The organism is Streptomyces sp. NK08204 (assembly GCF_020400585.1).
GTDB lineage: Bacteria > Actinomycetota > Actinomycetes > Streptomycetales > Streptomycetaceae > Streptomyces.
The window spans coordinates 561819-579909 of the sequence record NZ_JAINVF010000002.1 but is presented as its reverse complement, the minus strand read 5'-3'; the positions used below and the strand labels follow the sequence as shown (position 1 = coordinate 579909).

18 protein-coding genes are annotated in these 18091 nt (G+C 71.5%); 6 read left to right on the top strand and 12 right to left on the bottom strand.

Translation table 11 applies throughout. From position 1 onward, the window contains the following. Positions 1-37: 37 nt before the first annotated feature. The 4 genes from K7G59_RS05650 to K7G59_RS05635 all read right to left on the bottom strand — a co-directional run bounded on the left by K7G59_RS05650 (position 38) and on the right by K7G59_RS05635 (position 3825). Positions 38-829 (bottom strand): ATP-binding cassette domain-containing protein, encoded by a 792-nt coding sequence (locus K7G59_RS05650; protein ID WP_225830717.1) that lies wholly within the window; start codon positions 827-829, stop codon positions 38-40. After that, positions 826-1875 (bottom strand): ABC transporter permease, encoded by a 1050-nt coding sequence (locus K7G59_RS05645; RefSeq protein ID WP_225830716.1) that lies wholly within the window; start codon positions 1873-1875, stop codon positions 826-828. The genes K7G59_RS05650 and K7G59_RS05645 overlap by 4 nt, the downstream gene beginning before the upstream one ends. After that, complete coding sequence (locus K7G59_RS05640) at positions 1872-2876, bottom strand: sugar ABC transporter substrate-binding protein (RefSeq protein WP_225830715.1); 1005 nt, start codon at positions 2874-2876, stop codon at positions 1872-1874. The genes K7G59_RS05645 and K7G59_RS05640 overlap by 4 nt, the downstream gene beginning before the upstream one ends. Before the next feature lie 184 nt (positions 2877-3060). Further along, positions 3061-3825, bottom strand: coding sequence for a GntR family transcriptional regulator (locus tag K7G59_RS05635; RefSeq protein ID WP_225830714.1), 765 nt, complete (start codon positions 3823-3825; stop codon positions 3061-3063). A 103-nt stretch (positions 3826-3928) separates the two neighbouring features. Here K7G59_RS05635 and K7G59_RS05630 point away from each other — a divergent pair, with 103 nt between their 5' ends. Both K7G59_RS05630 and K7G59_RS05625 read left to right on the top strand, forming a co-directional pair. Next, positions 3929-4951 carry a Gfo/Idh/MocA family oxidoreductase gene (locus K7G59_RS05630; protein ID WP_225830713.1) on the top strand — a complete coding sequence of 341 codons (1023 nt, stop codon included), beginning with the start codon at positions 3929-3931 and terminating at the stop codon, positions 4949-4951. Positions 4952-5083: 132 nt separating this feature from the next. Beyond that, positions 5084-5371, top strand: coding sequence for a hypothetical protein (locus K7G59_RS05625; protein WP_308294996.1), 288 nt, complete (start codon positions 5084-5086; stop codon positions 5369-5371). Positions 5372-5654: 283 nt separating this feature from the next. Here K7G59_RS05625 and K7G59_RS05620 read toward each other — a convergent pair whose 3' ends face one another. The 3 genes from K7G59_RS05620 to K7G59_RS05610 form a co-directional block, all read right to left on the bottom strand. Further along, positions 5655-6563 carry a DMT family transporter gene (locus K7G59_RS05620; RefSeq protein ID WP_225830712.1) on the bottom strand — a complete coding sequence of 303 codons (909 nt, stop codon included), beginning with the start codon at positions 6561-6563 and terminating at the stop codon, positions 5655-5657. Positions 6564-6672: 109 nt separating this feature from the next. Then, positions 6673-7296 (bottom strand): dihydrofolate reductase family protein, encoded by a 624-nt coding sequence (locus K7G59_RS05615; RefSeq protein WP_225830711.1) that lies wholly within the window; start codon positions 7294-7296, stop codon positions 6673-6675. 97 nt (positions 7297-7393) lie between these two features. Further along, the gene (locus K7G59_RS05610) at positions 7394-8209 is read right to left on the bottom strand and encodes an AIM24 family protein (RefSeq protein ID WP_225830710.1); all 816 of its coding nucleotides are present in this window, start codon (positions 8207-8209) and stop codon (positions 7394-7396) included. Between the two features lie 101 nt (positions 8210-8310). Here K7G59_RS05610 and K7G59_RS05605 point away from each other — a divergent pair, with 101 nt between their 5' ends. Continuing rightward, on the top strand, positions 8311-9093 hold the full coding sequence (locus K7G59_RS05605; RefSeq protein ID WP_225830709.1) for an SDR family oxidoreductase: 783 nt from the start codon (positions 8311-8313) through the stop codon (positions 9091-9093). A 65-nt stretch (positions 9094-9158) separates the two neighbouring features. Here K7G59_RS05605 and alc read toward each other — a convergent pair whose 3' ends face one another. Together alc and allB are read right to left on the bottom strand one after the other, a co-directional pair. Beyond that, complete coding sequence (alc, locus tag K7G59_RS05600; protein ID WP_225830708.1) at positions 9159-10289, bottom strand: allantoicase; 1131 nt, start codon at positions 10287-10289, stop codon at positions 9159-9161. Positions 10290-10339: 50 nt separating this feature from the next. Further along, positions 10340-11674: an allantoinase AllB gene (allB, locus tag K7G59_RS05595; protein WP_225830707.1), complete on the bottom strand. Its 1335-nt coding sequence runs from the start codon at positions 11672-11674 to the stop codon at positions 10340-10342. A 276-nt stretch (positions 11675-11950) separates the two neighbouring features. Here allB and K7G59_RS05590 point away from each other — a divergent pair, with 276 nt between their 5' ends. Then, positions 11951-12745: an IclR family transcriptional regulator gene (locus tag K7G59_RS05590; protein ID WP_225830706.1), complete on the top strand. Its 795-nt coding sequence runs from the start codon at positions 11951-11953 to the stop codon at positions 12743-12745. Between the two features lie 216 nt (positions 12746-12961). Here K7G59_RS05590 and K7G59_RS05585 read toward each other — a convergent pair whose 3' ends face one another. After that, on the bottom strand, positions 12962-13276 hold the full coding sequence (locus tag K7G59_RS05585) for a DUF5955 family protein (protein ID WP_225830705.1): 315 nt from the start codon (positions 13274-13276) through the stop codon (positions 12962-12964). 127 nt (positions 13277-13403) lie between these two features. On the opposite strand from K7G59_RS05585, the gene K7G59_RS05580 reads away from it, so the two are divergent. Continuing rightward, complete coding sequence (locus tag K7G59_RS05580; protein ID WP_225830704.1) at positions 13404-14006, top strand: NTP transferase domain-containing protein; 603 nt, start codon at positions 13404-13406, stop codon at positions 14004-14006. A gap of 186 nt (positions 14007-14192) precedes the next feature. Then, positions 14193-15818, top strand: a complete 1626-nt coding sequence (aceB, locus tag K7G59_RS05575) for a malate synthase A (protein WP_225830703.1) — start codon at positions 14193-14195, stop codon at positions 15816-15818. 66 nt (positions 15819-15884) lie between these two features. Here aceB and K7G59_RS05570 read toward each other — a convergent pair whose 3' ends face one another. Together K7G59_RS05570 and trpS are read right to left on the bottom strand one after the other, a co-directional pair. Beyond that, the gene (locus K7G59_RS05570) at positions 15885-16799 is read right to left on the bottom strand and encodes a HipA family kinase (RefSeq protein ID WP_225830702.1); all 915 of its coding nucleotides are present in this window, start codon (positions 16797-16799) and stop codon (positions 15885-15887) included. Positions 16800-16888: 89 nt separating this feature from the next. Beyond that, positions 16889-17923, bottom strand: coding sequence for a tryptophan--tRNA ligase (gene trpS, locus K7G59_RS05565; protein WP_225830701.1), 1035 nt, complete (start codon positions 17921-17923; stop codon positions 16889-16891). Positions 17924-18091: the final 168 nt, after the last annotated feature.

Genomic DNA, 18091 nt, shown 5'->3' with positions numbered 1-18091 from the left:
CGCGGCGGGGCCGCACGCCGATACGGCCCAGCGGCCCTCAACGGCGCTGCAGTTCATGGCGCAGAGCCGCCAGGTCGGAGCCTCCCGCCATCTGCTGGATCAGCTCGTCCAGCGTGATCTCGTCCCGTGTGTGATTGCCCACCATGGTGCCGCGCCTGAGCAGGACGAACCTGTCCCCCACCAAGTAGGCGTGGTGCGGGTTGTGGGTGATGAGAACAACGCCCAGGCCCTCGTCCCGTGCCGCCGCCACGTATTTCAGGACCACACCGGACTGCTTCACCCCGAGTGCCGCTGTCGGCTCGTCCAGGACCAGGACCTTTGCGCCGAAGTGGACGGCGCGGGCGATCGCCACGCACTGGCGTTCGCCGCCGGACAGGGTGCCGATCGGCTGGTCGACGTCGCGGAGGTCGATGCCCATGCGGAGCAGTTCCTCGCGGGTCGTGCGGCGCATGAGGTCGATGTCCATGCGCTTGAAGGGACCCACGCCCTTGCGGGGCTCGGAGCCGAGGAAGAAGTTGCGCCAGACCGGCATCAGGGGGACGACGGCCAGGTCCTGGTAGACCGTGGCGATGCCCCGGTCCAGGGCGTCGCGCGGTGATGCGAGGCGCGTCTCCTCGCCCGCGACGCGCAGGGTGCCGCCGTCGTGCCGGTGCAGGCCGGCGATGGTCTTGATCAGGGTCGACTTGCCCGCGCCGTTGTCGCCGAGAACGCAGGTGATCTCCCCTGCGTGGACCTCCAGGGAGACGCCCTGAAGGGCGCGGACACTGCCGTAGTACTTGTCCACGTCGGTCAGCTCGACCAGCGGCGTGCGCTCGGTGGTGCCGGTCATGTCGTCGCCTCCGCGCGCTTCTTGACCCAGGTGTTGAGCAGGGCCGCGAGGAGCAGCATCGCTCCGAGGAAGAACTTGAACCAGTCGGGGTTCCACTCGGCGAAGACGATGCCCTTGCTGGTCATGCCGAACAGGAGCGCGCCGACCGCCGAGCCGACGGCACTGCCGTAGCCGCCGGTGATCAGGCAGCCGCCGATGACGGCCGCGATGATGTAGATCAGCTCGTTGCCGACGCCCTCGCCGGACTGGACGGCGTCGAAGGAGAAGAGCAGGTGCTGGCCACAGATCCAGGCGCCGAACGCGACGCCCATGTAGAGGCCGATCTTGGTCTTCGCGACGGGGACGCCGACCGCGCGGGCCGCGTCCTCGTTGCCGCCGACCGCGAAGATCCAGTTGCCGGCGCGGGTGCGCAGCAGGACCCAGGAGGCGAGGGCGACGAGGCCGAGCCACCACAGGATGGTGACCTTGACGTCGACGCCGCCGATGGTGAGGGTCGAGGCGAAGACGGCGCGGGCGCTCGGGAAGCCCTCCATGTCGCCGATGGTCTTGGTGGAGACCGTGCCGTCTATCAGCTTCGTGAAGCCGAGGTTCATGCCGGTCAGCATCAGGAAGGTGCCCAGCGTGACGATGAAGCTGGGCAGCTTGGTGCGGGTGAGCAGGAAGCCGTTGAGCGCGCCGACCGCGAGGGTGACCAGGAGCGAGACGCCCACGCCGACCCAGGTGTCGGCCGTCATCTGGTAGCTGAACATCGACGAGACCAGTGCGGAGGACGTCACCAGGACGCCCGCCGACAGGTCGAACTCGCCGCCGATCATCAGCAGGGCCACGGGCACGGCCATGATGCCGATGGTCGAGGACGCGTACAGGACCGTGCTGAGGCTGGACGCGCGCAGGAAGCCGTCGGCGGCGAGGGCGAAGAAGACGAAGACGGCGAGGGCTCCGACGACGGAGCCCAGCTCGGGCCGGGCGAGCAGCTTCCGCAGCGGCGAGGTCCGCAGAATCCTTTCATCAACGGGTGTGATCATCTCGTCGACGGGTGTGCTCATCGAGTCCCCCGCTCGGTGTAGTCCGCGAGCGCGCCCGCCTGGTCCCTGGTGACGATCTGCGGGCCGGTGAGCACCGGCCGGCCGCCGCCGAGGACGTCGCCGTTGTACTTGTACAGCCACAGCAGGTCGACCGCCTGGTAGCCCTGGAGGTACGGCTGCTGGTCCACGGCGAAGCCGAGGGTGCCGTCCTTCAGCTCGGCGGCGACCTCGGCGTTGAGGTCGAAGGTGTCGATCTCGGCCGTGCCGCCCGCGTCCTTCTTCGCCTTCACGGCGGCGCCGGCGTAGGGGGCGCCGAGGGTGACGACGGCGTCGAGGGACTTGTCCGCCTGGAGCTTGGCCTCGATCGCGGACTGCGCGTCGGGCATGTTGGTGCCGTTGACGTAGAGCTTCTGGAGCTTGCCGTGGAAGGTCCTGGCCACGCCGTCGCAGCGCTGCTCGTGGCCTACGTTGCCCTGCTCGTGCAGGACGCACAGGACCTTCTTCTTCCCGCGCCGGTTCAGCTCGTCACCGACAGCCTCGCCCGCGACGGTCTCGTCCTGGCCGATGTGGGTGAGCGCGCCGAAGGCCCGGGACTCCTGCGAGCCGGAGTTGACCGTGATCACGGGGATGCCGGCCTTCTCGGCGCGGGCCACGGCGGCCTTGAGGGCGTCGGGCTTGGCGAGGGTGACGATGATGCCGTCGACCTTCTTGTCGACGGCCGCGTCCACCAGCTGGGCCTGCTGCTGGGCCTCGTCGTCGTGCGAGTAGAGGAAGTGGATGTTGTCCTTGACGGCGGCCTGCTTCGCGCCGCTCTGCACGATGTCCCAGAAGGTGTCGCCGTCTCCCGAGTGGGTGATCATCGCGAAGGTCCAGCGAGGAGTGTCCACCGCGGCCCTCCCCCGGGCGGCGGCGGCCTTGCGGGCGTCTTCCGCCCGCTTGCCGCCCGTGCTGCTGCACCCCGCCAGGGACACGGACAGTGCCCCCGCGAGCGCTATGCCTACCCAGGTCCGAAACCGTGCCACGAGGCCGTGCCCTTCTTGCTGTGTCCGTACGTGCGCAAGGGGCCGGCGATCACCTCGGCGGCCCCGAACAGTCCAGTATCGAACACGGGGAACACTCATGACACAGCCGGGGAGCACCGGACCGTCCCCTTGTCCGGACATTGCGACGAACCCGGGCTCCGGATCCGGCCGGGCGGCCCGCGGCTCAGGGCCGCACGAGCAGCTGGAACTCGAAGGCGTAGCGGGTCGGGCGGTAGAGGTGGTCCCCGAACTCGACCGCGCGCCCGGTGTCGTCGAAGGTGGTGCGCTGCATGGTGAGCAGCGGCGCCCCCTCCGCCTCGGTGAGCCGCTCGGCCTCGGTGGCGGTGGCGCCGCGGGCCCCGATGGACTGGCGGGCGCTGTGCAGGGTGATCCCGGCGGAGCGCATCAGCCGGTACAGGCCGGTGGCCTCCAGCTGCCCGGTGTCCAGGTCGAGCAGGCCGGCCGGCAGGAAGTTGACCAGGTACGCCATCGGTTCGCCGTGCGCGAGGCGCAGCCGTTCGACGCGGTGGACGTCGACGCCCTCGGTGACCCCGAGCGCGGCGGCGACCTCGGCGGAGGCCGGGGCGACGGCGTTGACCAGGACCTTGGTGGTGGGGCGCTGTCCGGCCGCCTCCAGGTCGTCGTAGAGGCTGCTCAGCTCCAGAGGGCGCTTGACCTGGCTGTGCACGACCTGGGTGCCGACGCCGCGGCGGCGGACCAGCAGACCCTTGTCCACGAGCGACTGGATCGCCTGGCGGACCGTGGGGCGGGACAGACCGAGCCGCGCGGCCAGCTCGATCTCGTTGCCCAGCAGGCTGCCGGGGGTCAGGCTGCCGTGCTCGATGGCGGCCTCCAGCTGCTGGGAGAGCTGGAAGTACAGCGGCACCGGCGAGCTGCGGTCCACGCGCAGATCGAGCGAGACGGTCGGGTCAACATCTGGTTTGGGCACGGGCTCGAGCGTAGCCGTGTGATTGGTTGACGGGAAGTTGTGAAGTCCGATTGTCCGGACATACGCATTGACAGGGTGGCCGGTCCACCCTCACTTTGTTCCCATGCGCATCGGGGTCATCGGTACGGGCCGCATCGGCACCATTCATGCGAACACGCTGAGCCGTCATCGGGAGGTCGGTTCGCTGATCCTCACGGACGCGGATCCGGCGCGGGCCCAGACGCTCGCGCACCGGCTGGGCGAGACGGCCGCACCGGGCGTGGACGAGATCTTCACGTGGGGCGTGGACGCGGTGGTGATCACCACGGCGACGCCCGCGCACGCCGAGCTCATCGGCCGGGCCGCCCGCTCGGGACTGCCGGTCTTCTGCGAGAAGCCGATCGCTCTGGACCTGCCGGGGACGCTGCAGGCGCTGGCCGAGGTGGAGGCGGCCGGCACGGTCCTCCAGATGGGTTTCCAGCGGCGCTTCGACGCCGGTTACGCGGGCGCCCGGGAGGCGGTGCGCTCGGGCCGGCTCGGGCGGCTGCACACCGTGCGGGCCCTGACCTGCGACCAGTCCCCTCCCCCGGCCGAGTGGCTGCCGCTGTCCGGCGGGCTGTTCCGGGACACGCTGATCCACGACTTCGACGTGCTGCGCTGGGTGACGGGCCGTGAGGTGGTGGAGGTGTACGCCACCGGGTCGGACGCCGGTCCCGCGCTGTTCCGGGAAGCCGGTGACGTGGACACCGGCGCGGCCCTGCTCACCCTGGACGACGGCACGCTGGCCACGGCGACGGCCACCCGCCTCAACGGCGCCGGGTACGACGTGCGCATGGAGCTGGCGGGCGAGCGGGACACGGTCGTGGTGGGCCTGGACGACCGTACGCCGCTCGCGTCCACCGAGCCGACCGGGCCGCCGCCCGCGGACAAACCGTGGGCGGGCTTCGTGGAGCGGTTCGGGCCCGCCTACGAGGCCGAACTGGGCGCGTTCGTGGCGGTGCTGCACGGCGAGCGGGCCAACCCCTGCGACGGGATCGAGGCCCTGCAGGCGCTGCGGATCGCCGAGGCCTGCGAGGTGTCGCGGCGCGAGCGCAGACCGGTACGGCTGGCGGAGATCCCCGACCGGCCGCGGCCGTCGTACGTCTGAACCCGGCCCGGGACCTCGCCGGCGCAACCGAGCCGGGCCGGCCCCGGGGACACCGCGACGGACGACGCTGGTTTCGAACCGAAGATCGTCAAGCACCAGGCGCATTCCGCAACACGACGCGAAGGGAGACCGGTGGCGCGGGTCGCGGTGATCGGTGGGGGTATCAGCGGGCTGGGAACGGCGCTCGTGCTCGGCCGACGGGGGCGGCGGGCTGCTGCCCTGGCCGCTTGCGCCTTTGACGATCCCGTCGTCATGCGAGCCCGTGCCCAGGTACGCCATCTCCTGCAACCGGCGGACGACGCCTGCGGCACCGACGAAGTGGACCGGGCCGTTACCGACTGGCTGGCTGCCCGCCCCGGCTTCTCGCCGGCGCACGACGGCCCGACCCGGGATCAGCGGGACGCACTCATCCCAGGCTGAGCACTTGCCTGGCACCTCACCCTCGGCGCCCAGTGCCGGCGAACGAACGTCTGCCGACACTTCACCCGTGGATTCCGGCATGTGCTCATCGGCTGCACACAGGTCTCGACCGCCGACCAGAACCCCGATCACCAGGTCGATGCTCAACGCCGGGTGAACGGTCTTGCCGGTAGCACTTCTCCGCCACGGAGCCGACCGCGACAACCTTGGCGTCGACAGACAGGTCACCGGCGTCTGCGCGTTCCCCGTGGCCTCGCGGGGACGGTGTTCGCGGGACGGGACGTCAGCCCGCGGCCCTGCGGCCCCACGCGGTCCCGGCCAGCACCAGCGCGCCGCCCGCGAGGCCGAGGGTGCCGAGCCGTTCCCCGCCGAGCGCGATACCGGCCATGGCCGCCCACAGCGGCTCGGTGCCGAGCAGCAGGCTGACCCGGGAGGGGGACGTGCGGCGTACGGCCCACATCTGCACGAAGAACGCGAACAGCGTGCACAGGACGGACAGGAACAGCAGTCCCGCCCACTCCCGGGCGCCGAAACCGGCCGCGACCGTCCAGGGCGCCGGGCCGCCGGAACCGGCGGTGAGAGCGGCGAAGACGGCGACGGCGGTGCCGAGCTGGACCGTGGTCAGCGGCAGTGCCTCGGCGCCCTGGACGGCCCTGATCCGGGACATGGCGAGGACGTGCAGGGTGCGGGCGAGCGCGGCGAGCAGCATCAGCAGGTCGCCGGGGCTGGGCCGGGTGAAGCCGCCGCCCTGGGTGAGCAGGACGACGCCGAGCACCGACAGGGCCGCCGCGCCGAGGAAGGAGGGCGCGGGCCGGGTACGGGTGACGACGGCCTCCGCGAGCGGAGTGAAGATCATGGTGAGGCTGATGATGAGGCCCGCGTTGGTCGCCGAGGTGTGCACGACGCCGTACGTCTCCAGCAGGAAGATCCCGCTCAGGATCAGCCCCAGCAGGGCCGCGCCTCGCCACTGGGCGCCGGTCAGTGCCCGCAGGGCGGAGCGTCCGGCCGTGGCCAGGACGGGGACGGCGAGCGCGAACCGGAGCACGAGGACCGCGAGCACCGTGCGGGCGGTGGTGATGTCCTTCGCGGCGAGGTAGCTGGCGCCCCAGAACACGGCGACGAGCAGCACCGGCAGGTCGGTGTGCCGGGCGCGACGGGGTGTGAGCGCGGCGGGTACGGCGATCGACGACATGGGCAGGGCTCTCCCGGTCTCCGGAGGGGGTGCGGAGACATCGGCGGCTCGCACGCGGGGCGATTCACCGTAGCGGCGGCGGCGATCTTCGGCCAGGGATTTCCCGGGCCTAGGACTGGGGCAGTTCGTACGAGCCGTACTCGGGGCTGCCCACGAGGTCGTATGTCTGGACGGAGACGCCGGAGGCGGTGACGCGCCCGCCGGTGTGCCGGAACCTGGTCGGCACCGCGCCCTGCGCGAACAGACGGCGGCCCGCGCCGAGGACGACCGGGAAGGTCACCAGGTGGAGGGTGTCGACCAGCCGCAGGTCGATCAGCGAGCGGACCAGGGCGCCGCTGCCGTGGGTCTGGAGTTCACCGTCCGTGCGCTCCTTCAGGGCGGCGACCTCCTTGGCGAGGTCGCCGCCGACCACCGTGGTGCCGGCCCACCGCGGGGCCGTCAGGGTGGAGGAGACGACGTACTTCGGGAGTGCGTTGAGCTTGGTGGCGACCGGGTCGGCGGAGTCGGTCGTCCTCGGCCAGAAGGAGGCGAAGATGTCGTAGGTGCGGCGGCCGAGCAGGAAGCCGCCCACGCGGTCGAAGACCTCGGTGACGAACCGGCCGAAGTCGTCGTCGCCGTACGGGTGGCTCCAGCCGCCCTGGGTGAAGCCGCCGCCGGTGTCCTCCTGGGGACCGCCGGGGGCCTGGTGGACGCCGTCGAGGGTGACGAAGACGGTGGAGACGAGCTTGCCCATGGCGGGTGCCTTCTTCCGGGTGCGGGGTCTGCTGCCATCAGCTCGGACCCCGCCGCCACCCCGAACTCATCGGTCCCGCCGACCGGGCACCCGGGATTCAGCCGGCGTGTGTCGAGAAGAGTCCCCCGGTCGGTCCCTGCTTGTCGCCGCCCTGGGCCTTCTTCAGGGCGTTGGCGAGGCTCTCGATGGTCAGGGACTGCAGGATCACCCGGCCGTTGCCCTCCAGGGTGGCCAGGGAGAGGCCCTCGCCACCGAAGACCGCGTTCATGATCCCCTGGCGGTTGAGGCCGCCGACGCGCTGGACGCCGTACTGGATGCCCTCCTCGAAGGCCACGACGCAGCCGGTGTCCACCTCGATGCGCCCGCCGAAGTCCGCCGGGTTGAGGTCGATGAAGTTGCCCGCCCCGGCGATGATCACCGTGCCGTGCCCGGTGAACTTCTCCAGGACGAAGCCCTCGCCGCCGCTCATGCCCGTACGCCCGCCCTGGAAGGCGATACCGAACTCCACGGTGGACTCGGCGGCCACGAAGGCGTCCTTCTCCGCGAACCAGGCGCGGGTGCCGTCGAGTTCCAGGGCGCGCATCTCACCCGGGAGCACGCCCGCGAAACCGACCGTGCCCTCGCCGCCCTGGGCGGTGAAGTACTGGAACGCCAGCGACTCGCCGGCCAGCATGCGCTGCCCGACCTGCATCGCGGTGCCCATGGCCTGGCGCAGCATGCTCCCCATGCCGCCGCCCCCGCCGCTCTGCTGCTGACCGCCGCTGCCGGACGGGCCGGACAGCCGCGTCTCCATGGTCACGTTCGTCGTCTTGAACAGGAACTTCCCCGCCTCGCAGTAGACGGTCTGGCCGGGGTGCAGGTTGACGACCGCCATCTGCATGGCGTTGCCGACGATGTCTTGCTGAAGGGTCACGCGATGACAACGCGCACAGCGGAGGAAGAGTTCCAGGACGGCCCGGACGTCGTGTCCGTACACCGCCAGCGGCCTCGCCGTGCGGGCGCTGGGATGGAGTCATGACGACGACTCACACGACTCACACGACTCACGGCACTCTCGACGGATCGCTCGACGGCAAGGTGGCCCTGGTGACCGGGGGCAGCCGGGGCATCGGTGCGGCCACGGCGCTGCGGCTGGCGCGGGCGGGCGCGGACGTGGCCGTGACCTACGTCAACGGAAAGGACGCGGCCGAGGAGGTCGTACGGGCCGTGCGGGCGCTGGGGCGCAGGGCGCTGCCGTTGCGCGCGGACGGTGCCGACGCGCAGGAGGCGGCGGGCGCGGTGGAGCGTACGGCCGGGGCGCTCGGCGGCCTCGACGTGCTGGTGAACAACGCGGGCGTGGGCGTGCTGGGCCCGCTCCCGGCGCTCACGGTGAAGGATGTCGACGAGGTCCTGGCGGTGAACGTGCGCGGGGTGTTCCTGGCCTCGCAGGCGGCTGCCGCGCGGATGGCCCCCGGCGGCCGCATCGTCACGATCGGCACGTGCATGACGCAGCGTGTGCCGGGCCCCGGCGGGACGCTGTACGCGATGAGCAAGGCGGCGCTGGTCGGGCTGACGAAGGCGCTGGCGCGGGAGCTCGGCGAGCGGGGTATCGCCGCGAACATCGTCCATCCGGGGCCGATCGACACCGACATGAACCCCGCGGACGGCCCGACCGCACCGGCCCAGGCCGCGATGACGGCCCTGGGCCGCTACGGCACGGCCGACGAGGTGGCGGCCATGGTGACCTGGCTCGCCGGGCCGGACGCCGCCTACGTCACCGGCGCGGAGTTCGCCGTGGACGGCGGGTTCGCGGCCTGAGCGCGGGGCGTGGGGCGCACCGGTGCTGTCCGGGCCGGTGCGCCCGACGCGCGCATGAGGGCGTGTCAGCCGCCCAGTTCCTGGTGGCGGGCGGCGAGGGCGGCCCCGCCCTGCTCCGTCAGGGAGCCGAACAGGCGCAGGCGGGAGATGCCGCCGTCGGGGAAGATGTCCACGCGCGCGTGCGTGCCGACGGCCGGCTGCGGCAGCACGAAGCGGTGGTCGGTGTCGGGCTGGAGGCGGGTGCGTGGCAGGATCTCCACCCAGTCGCCGTCCTCTCCGTCCCGTACGCAGACCGAGGCCCAGCCGGCGCTGTTGCCCTTGAGGTACGCCGTGTCGATCTCGATCGCGCGGATCTCGGAGCGGGCGGCCAGCCGGTAGCGGATCCAGTCGTTGCCCTGGTCGCGGCGGCGGCGGGTCTCCCAGCCGTCGTCCATCTTGCGGGAGCGGCCGGGCTGGATGGTGTTGGTGGCCGGGGAGTAGAAGAGGTCGGAGGCGTCCTCGACCCGGCCGCCGTTCTCCAGCGCGACCACGTCGAAGGTGCCCAGCGCCGCGAGCCACTCGGGGTCGGGTACGACCTCGCCGTACACGCGCAGGCGGGCGATGCCGCCGTCGGGGTGCTGGTTGACGCGCAGGTGTGTGAAGCGCTGTTCCACGGAGACGGCGAAACCGTTCGCCGCATGGCCGCCGACGGGGGTGCGCGGGAGAAGGGTCGTCCACTTCACGTCGTCGCCCAGCAGTTCCTCCGGGGAGGGGGAGCCGGGCACCGACGTCGCCTCGATCGAGACCGCCTGTGGGTAGTTGCCGCGGAAGTGGGCGGTGTCCACGACGATTCCGCGGACGACACCCGGCGCGCCGAGGCGCACCAGCGCCCAGTCGTGGTCCTCGGCGGCCGGCCAGGGGTGTTCGGCGCGGGCACCGCGGCGGCGGCGGGTCTCCCAGCCGTCCATGATCTTGCCCTTGTGCCCGAAGTGCTCGGGGTCGAACTCGGCCCGCTCGGGCACCAGCAGGTTCTCGCGCTGGGCGAAGAACTCGTCGTTGGCGGCGATGACCCCGGCGCCGAGCTGCCGGTCGGCGAGGTTGGCGTACCGGGTGAAGGGGAAGTCGGCGGTGCGGTAGTCCGCGTACGGGTCGCCGCCTCGGTAGGGGTTCGCGTCGCCGGTGAAGCCGGCCCGGCTCGGTGGGTGCTGCGCCGTCACGGTGATCAGGATTCCTTTCGTGGGTCGGCCGCTGCGGGTGCGGGGGTTCGTCAGGGGCGGCTCAGCAGGGTGCCCTTCGGCTCCGTGAAGACGCCTTCGGCGACGATGCGTTCGCCGCGCAGCCAGGTGGACTTCACGACGCCGTACAGGGTCCGGCCGGCGTACGCGGTGACCCGGTTGCGGTGCTGGAGCGCGGCCGGGTCGACGGTGAAGGTCTCGTCGGGGGCGAGGACGGCGAAGTCGGCGTCGCGGCCGGCCTCGATGGCGCCCTTCTGCCCGAGGCCGACCAGGGCGGCCGTCCGCGCGGACATCCAGCGGACGACGTCCTCCAGGCCGTGGCCGCGCCGCCGGGCCTCGGTCCACACGGCGGAGAGGCCGAGCTGGAGGCCGGAGATGCCGCCCCAGGCGGTGGCGAAGTCGTCGGTCTTCAGGTCGGCCGTGGAGGGCGAGTGGTCGGTGACGACACAGTCGATGGTGCCGTCGGCGAGGGCTGCCCAGAGCAGGTCCTGGTTGGCCGCCTCGCGGATGGGCGGGCAGCACTTGAACTCGCTGGCGCCGTCGGGGACCTCCTCGGCGGTGAGGGTGAGGTAGTGGGGGCAGGTCTCCACGGTGACGCGGACGCCCCGGGCGCGGGCGGCGCGGATCAGCGGCAGCGCGTCGCTGGAGGAGAGGTGGAGCACGTGCACACGCGCGTCGAGGCGCTCGGCCTGCGCGAGCAGGGTCGCCACGGCGGTGTCCTCGGCGTCGCGCGGGCGGGAGGCGAGGAAGTCGGCGTACCTGGGGCCGCCGTGCTGGGGGGCGGCGGCCAGGTGGTGCGGGTCCTCGGCGTGCACGATCAGCAGCCCGTCGAAGCCGCCGATCTCCGCCATGGACCGCGCGAGCCGGTCCTGGTCGAGGTGCGGGAACTCCTCCACGCCGGACGGGGACAGGAACGCCTTGAAGCCGAAGACTCCGGCGTCGTGCAGCGGGCGCAGGTCCTTGACGTTGTCGGGGAGGGCACCGCCCCAGAAGCCGACGTCGGTGTGCGCCTTGCCGGCGGCGACGTCACGCTTCACCCGCAGGTTGCCGACCGTGGTGGTCGGCGGCAGGGAGTTGAGCGGCATGTCGATCAGGGTGGTGATGCCCCCGGCCGCCGCCGCGCGCGTGGCGGTCCAGAAGCCCTCCCACTCGGTGCGTCCGGGGTCGTTGACGTGTACGTGGGTGTCGACCAGGCCGGGCAGCAGGACGTGGTCGCCGAGGTCCTCCAGCCGGGCCGTGGCGGGGACCTGGGCGTCGTACGGCAGTACGGCCGTGATCTTGCCGCCGGACACGGTGACCGTGGCGGCTCGCGTTCCTTCCGGAGTGATGACGCGCGTCGAGCGCAGCACCAGTTCAGCGTCGGACACCCGGACCCCTCTCTCTGCCGCCGTTTCACGCCCCGCAAAACGGGATGTACAGCCAGGTAACGGAATTCAACGTTCTGTTGAAGGAGTCTTCACTCCCGCCCCGGTACCGTCAAGAGGCGGGCCGGCGAGCGGGACACCGCGAGTGCCCGACTCTGGACCTTTCCACAACACGGAATTAGAATTCCGGCAGACAGAACGTAGCTATGTACAAGCAGGGAGTCAATCGACTCCCGGGTAGGCTGCTGCTCTTCCTGTCCGTCCCGAAAGGAACGCGCCGTGCCGACGTCCAGCGCCAGCACCACCGACTCCGCCAGGTCCTCCGCCGGCGGCGGGGTCCAGTCCCTGGAGCGGGCCTTCGATCTGCTCGAGCGGATGGCGGACGCGGGCGGTGAGGTCGGCCTGAGCGAGCTGTCCGCGACCAGCGGGCTGCCGCTGCCGACCATTCACCGCCTGATGCGCACGCTGGTCGCCTGCGGTTACGTGCGGCAGCAGCCGAACCGGCGGTACGCGCTCGGTCCGCGGCTGATCCGGCTCGGCGAGTCCGCCTCCCGGCTGCTCGGCACCTGGGCCCGTCCCTACCTCGCCAAGCTGGTGGAGGAGACCGGCGAGACGGCGAACATGGCGTTGCTGGACGGCGACGAGATCGTGTACGTGGCACAGGTGCCGTCCAAGCACTCGATGCGGATGTTCACGGAGGTGGGGCGCCGGGTGCTGCCGCACTCCACGGGCGTCGGCAAGGCGCTGCTCGCGCACGTGCCGGACGAGGAGGTGCGGGCCCTGCTCGCCCGCACGGGCATGCCCGCGGCGACGGAGAAGACCATCACCACGCCGGAAGGGTTCCTGGCCGCGCTCGAGGACGTGCGCAGGAGCGGGTACGCCGTCGACGACAACGAGCAGGAGATCGGGGTGCGGTGCCTCGCGGTGTCCGTGCCCCAGTCTCCGACGGCCGCGGCGATCTCCATCTCCGGGCCTGCCGGGCGGGTCACCGACGCGGCGACCGAGAAGATCGTGCCGGTGCTGCAGCAGGTTGCCCTCGAGCTGTCCCAGGCGCTCGCGAGTTCGGGCGCCTAGGACGTGTTTCGAAAGTAGCGTCGTCCGCCCGAAGGGCGGGGCCCGCGGTGTCTGTTGCGGTGCATCGCAAGGCGGAGGGTCGTCCGCGTACTGGGCGTACACGGACGATCCCGACAACGCGGCGAGGTGCCGTACAGCCGTCGCGGGCCAGACGGGACTTTCGAAACACGCCCTAGCGGCCAGAGGCGCCGGACGGGTGCCCTCGTCCGACGCCCTTCAGTTCCTCGGCGGTTCCCCGAAGAGGTCCACCGCCGCCCTCACCTCCCCCAGCCCCCGCCCCAGTGCGCTGACCGAGCCGATCGCGCCCGCGATCAGGAGCAGGGAACCACGCAGGCGGGGGATCTCCGGCATGCCGCCGGCGGCCATCGCGGCCAGGGCGGCCAGTTGGTCCTCGGCGATGGCCCGGTCCGGGAAGTCGGCGGGCAGCGCCGCCAGTTCGCGGCGTAACCGGGACACGGCGGTCCGCAGTTCCGCCACTCGTGGGTCCTCGCCTCTGCCGGTCACCGGCCTCTGCCCCAAGCTCCGCAACACAGCCCTCCCCCAGCCACGTCGTCGTGCGCGGGCCAGTAAACGCCACCCCGTGCGGGAGCGCCACAGCGCGCGCCGAAATTCAGCCCGCGAACCGCCCCGCCCCGCTCGGGTCCGGTATGCAGGAGTCATGACGCAGGAACTGCACGAGGAGGTCGCCGGGCTGCTGCTCGCCGCCGGCGGCGGCAGGCGGCTCGGGGGGCGGCCCAAGGCACTGCTGGAGCACCGGGGGCGGCTGCTGGCCGAGCACGCGGTCGGGGTGCTGCGGGCGGCCGGGTGCGGCCGGATCCACGTGGTCCTCGGCGCCCGGGCGGACGAGGTGCGCAGGCGCGCCGACCTGTCGGGCTGCGTACTCGTGGACAACCCCGACTGGGCCGAGGGCATGGGCTCCTCCCTGCGCGCCGGGCTCGCCTCGCTCGCGGGGACCGGGGTGCGCGCGGCCCTGGTGAGCCTCGTCGACCAGCCCGGCATCGGGGCGCAGGCGGCGGCGCGGGTGCTCGGCGCCTACGAGGGCGAGGACTCGCTGGTCTCGGCCGCCTACGAGGGGGTGCGTGGGCATCCGGTCCTCTTCGGCGCGGCCCACTGGCCGGGCATCGCACAGGCCGCCACCGGCGACCGCGGGGCGCGCGCCTACCTGAAAGAGCACGCGCCCTCGGTCAGGCTCGTGGAGTGCGCGGACGTCGCCGAGCCGTACGACATCGACACCGAGGCCGACCTGAGCCACCTCGAGTGAAGGGGTGGCACCGAGCGCCACCTTGCCTCGACCCGGAGCATCTCGACATCAACAAACCATTGAAGTTCCACGATGAGGAAACTACTATCCACTGATCAGAAGCGCCTGCCCGCACAGTCGGCGCTGTTTGCCCCTGTTCGTGCCTGTTGGCACACGGTGCCATCGCACTGAAGGAAGTGACAGCTCATGTCCGCACCAGCGCCGTCCCCGCTGGCCATCGTCGACGCCGAGCCCCTGCCCCGGCAGGAGGAGGTCCTCACCGATGCGGCGCTCGCCTTCGTGGCCGAGCTGCACCGGCGGTTCACGCCACGCCGTGACGACCTTCTCGCCCGCCGCGCCGAGCGCCGCGCCGAGATCGCCCGCACCTGCACCCTCGACTTCCTGCCGGAGACGGCCGCCGTCCGCGCGGACGACTCCTGGAAGGTTGCCCCGGCCCCGGCCGCGCTGGACGACCGGCGCGTCGAGATCACCGGCCCCACCGACCGCAAGATGACGATCAACGCGCTGAACTCGGGTGCGCGGGTCTGGCTCGCCGACTTCGAGGACGCCTCGGCGCCCACCTGGGAGAACGTCGTCCTCGGCCAGGTCAACCTGATCGACGCCTACACCCGGAACATCGACTTCACCGACCCGGCCTCCGGCAAGTCCTACGCCCTGCGTCCCCACGAGGAGCTGGCGACGGTCGTCATGCGCCCGCGCGGCTGGCACCTGGACGAGCGCCATCTCGTCGACGCCGACGGCCGGCCCGTGCCCGGCGCCTTCGTCGACTTCGGCCTGTACTTCTTCCACAACGCCCGGCGTCTGCTGGACCTGGGCAAGGGCCCGTACTTCTACCTGCCCAAGACCGAGTCGCACCTCGAGGCCCGGCTGTGGAACGACGTGTTCGTCTTCGCCCAGGACCACCTCGGCATCCCGCAGGGCACCATCCGTGCCACCGTCCTCATCGAGACGATCACTGCGGCGTACGAGATGGAGGAGATCCTCTACGAACTGCGCGACCACGCCTCGGGGTTGAACGCGGGCCGCTGGGACTACCTGTTCTCCATCGTGAAGAACTTCCGTGACGGCGGCCGGAAGTTCGTGCTGCCGGACCGCAACGCCGTGACGATGACCGCCCCGTTCATGCGGGCCTACACCGAACTCCTCGTCCGCACCTGCCACAAGCGCGGCGCGCACGCGATCGGCGGCATGGCCGCGTTCATCCCCTCCCGCAGGGACGCGGAGGTCAACAGGATCGCGTTCGAGAAGGTCCGGGCGGACAAGGACCGCGAGGCGAACGACGGTTTCGACGGCTCCTGGGTCGCCCACCCCGACCTGGTGCCGATCGCCATGGAGTCCTTCGACCGGGTCCTCGGCGACCGGCCGAACCAGAAGGACCGGCTGCGCGAGGACGTCCACGTCGAGGCAGGGGACCTCATCGCCATCGACTCCCTCGACGCGAAGCCGACGTACGCCGGTCTCGTCAACGCCGTCCAGGTCGGCATCCGTTACATCGAGGCCTGGCTGCGCGGGCTCGGCGCGGTCGCCATCTTCAACCTGATGGAGGACGCGGCGACCGCCGAGATCTCCCGCTCGCAGATCTGGCAGTGGATCAACGCGGGCGTCGAGTTCGAGACCGGCGACAGGGCGACCCCGGAGCTGGCCCGCAAGGTCGCCGCCGAAGAACTGGACGCCATCCGCAAGGAGATCGGCGAGGAGTCCTTCGCCGCCGGGCACTGGCAGGAGGCGCACGACCTGCTGCTCCAGGTGTCCCTGGACGAGAACTACGCCGACTTCCTCACCCTGCCGGCGTACCGGCGGCTCAAGGGCTGAGCCGTACGGGGAGCACTACGGATACGCGTGTCTCCGGGACAGGTCGTCCCGGGGCCCGCTTCCCTCTCAGCCCAGGTGTGCGGACCAGTCCCGTTCGGCCGCGGGCTTGCCGTGCAGGTCGGGGACGCGCTTGAGCCAGTCCGGGCGGCCCTGCAGGGTCTTCGCCGCGCGAGCGGCCTCCTCCGCGGCGACCTGCTCCCGGCTCGGGAAGTCGGTGGGCAGCCACTCGGCGGACAGCCGGGCGCGCGCGAGGAGGTGGTCGACGTAGGCGGCGCGCACGTCGTCGGGGGTCGCGAACCCCGCCTCCTCGGCGAGCCAGGGGTCCGGGACCTCGGCGACGATCCGGCGCAGCAGTTCCTCGGTCACCCGGGGCGCCAGTTCATCGTCGGCGGCCCGGACGTCAGGGCCGTAGGAGCCGAGGGCGTGGTGCCGGAAGTCGTACTTCTTGCCCGGGGTCCTGGTGTCCCAGCGGTGGTGGAAGACGAGGGCGGCGCCGTGGTCGATGAGCCACAGGCGCGGCGGGACGGTGCCGAGCGTCGGCCAGACCATCAGGTTGGAACTGTGCACGGTGCGGTCCACGTTGGCGGTCAGCGCGTCCAGCCAGACGATCCGGCCGGCCTCCAGCGGGTCCACGGGGAAGGTCTTCGCGATCTTCGGGGTGAAGTCGACCGCGCCCGGCAGATAGTCCATGCCGAGGTTGACGCCGGCGCTGGCACCGTGCAGGTCGCGCACCTCCTGGTGCGGCTCGTCGGCGGCGATCGCCGGGTCGAAGTGGACGAGCACCAGTTCCGGGAAGCGCAGACCGAGCGCGCGTGCCAGCTCGCCGACGATCACCTCGGCGACCAGCGCCTTGTGGCCCTGCGCGGAGCCGGTGAACTTGACGACGTACGTGCCCAGGTCGTCGGCCTCGACGACGGCGGGGACGGATCCGCCGGAGCGCAGGGGCGCGACGTAGCGGGTTGCGGTGACTTCGGTCAGCATCGGTGACCATGGTAGACCGGGCGTGATGGTCGGTGATGACTGTTCATGTCAGCAAGAGCTGTTCATCGGTGTCGGCCGTGTGTCAGCCGTCATCGGTAATGGCTGTTCATGGCGGCACGCACCTCGGTGAGCGTGGCGTCGGCCACCGCCCGGGCCCGTTCGTTCCCCTCGCGCAGTGTCCGGCGCAGAAAGGCGCGGTCCCTGGCGTACTCGGTGCGGCGGGCCCTGATCGGGGCCAGGTACTCGTTGACGGCGTCGGTCACGGTCTTCTTCAGCGCGGCGGCCCCCGCCGAGCCGATGTCGTCGGCCACCTCCTCGGGGGTCCGGTTCTGGCAGAGGGCGGCCATCAGCAGGAGTGAGGACACCTCTGGGCGGGCGGCCGGATCGTAGGTGATGTGCCGCTCGGAGTCGGTCCGGGCCCCCTTGAGCAGGCGGGCGGTCTCGTCGGCGTCGGCGGCCAGGCTGATGGCGTTGCGGCGGCTCTTGCTCATCTTGGTGCCGTCCGTGCCGAGCAGGAGGGGTGCGCTGGACAGCAGGGCGTCGGGCTCGGGGAACACGACGGTGCCGTCGCCGTAGCGGTCGTTGAAGCGGCGGGCGATGGTGCGGGTGAGTTCCAGGTGGGGGAGCTGGTCCTGGCCGACCGGGACCAGGTTGCCCTTGCAGAAGAGGATGTCGGCGGCCTGGTGGACGGGATAGGTGAACATCAGGCCGCTGACGGCGGACTGGCGGGAGTGGGCGATCTCGTCCTTGACCGTGGGGTTGCGGTTCAGCTCGGCGACGGAGACGAGGCTGAGGAAGGGCAGCATCAGCTGGTTGAGGGCGGGGACGGCGCTGTGCGTGAAGATCGTGCTGCGGGCCGGGTCCACGCCGACGGCGAGGTAGTCCAGGACCAGTTCCTCGACGTGTCCGGTCAGGTCGTCCGCCACGTCGCGGTCGGTCAGAACCTGGTAGTCCGCGATGATCACGAACATCTCCACGCCGAGGTCCTGAAGACGGACCCGGTTGTGCAGCGTGCCGAAGTAGTGCCCCAGGTGCAGACGGCCGGTGGGGCGGTCGCCCGTCAGCACACGGAACTGCCGCGGGTCCGTGAGAATGCGTTCTTCGAGCTGGACGGTGGTGTTCACGAGGTCTCCTGGTGGGTGGGTGTCGCCGTGCGGACAGACACGGGCCCCGGTCCAGGGGACGAAAAAAAGGGCCGTCCATCCGAACGGCCCGGTCATGCCTGAGAGGTGGCCGCTCCTATACGGAGCGCCACCAGCTCAGGCACGCGGAAAGATGCATGGGCACAGTGT

What these genes read in the sequence shown, in the direction of transcription:
- K7G59_RS05650 (WP_225830717.1), bottom strand. Translation starts at nt 829, where the DNA reads ATGACCGGCACCACCGAGCGCACGCCGCTGGTCGAGCTGACCGACGTG.
- K7G59_RS05645 (WP_225830716.1), bottom strand. Translation starts at nt 1,875, where the DNA reads ATGAGCACACCCGTCGACGAGATGATCACACCCGTTGATGAAAGGATT.
- K7G59_RS05630 (WP_225830713.1), top strand. Translation starts at nt 3,929, where the DNA reads ATGCGCATCGGGGTCATCGGTACGGGCCGCATCGGCACCATTCATGCG.
- K7G59_RS05620 (WP_225830712.1), bottom strand. Translation starts at nt 6,563, where the DNA reads ATGTCGTCGATCGCCGTACCCGCCGCGCTCACACCCCGTCGCGCCCGG.
- K7G59_RS05615 (WP_225830711.1), bottom strand. Translation starts at nt 7,296, where the DNA reads ATGGGCAAGCTCGTCTCCACCGTCTTCGTCACCCTCGACGGCGTCCAC.
- K7G59_RS05605 (WP_225830709.1), top strand. Translation starts at nt 8,311, where the DNA reads ATGACGACGACTCACACGACTCACACGACTCACGGCACTCTCGACGGA.
- K7G59_RS05580 (WP_225830704.1), top strand. Translation starts at nt 13,404, where the DNA reads ATGACGCAGGAACTGCACGAGGAGGTCGCCGGGCTGCTGCTCGCCGCC.
- aceB (WP_225830703.1), top strand. Translation starts at nt 14,193, where the DNA reads ATGTCCGCACCAGCGCCGTCCCCGCTGGCCATCGTCGACGCCGAGCCC.
- K7G59_RS05570 (WP_225830702.1), bottom strand. Translation starts at nt 16,799, where the DNA reads ATGCTGACCGAAGTCACCGCAACCCGCTACGTCGCGCCCCTGCGCTCC.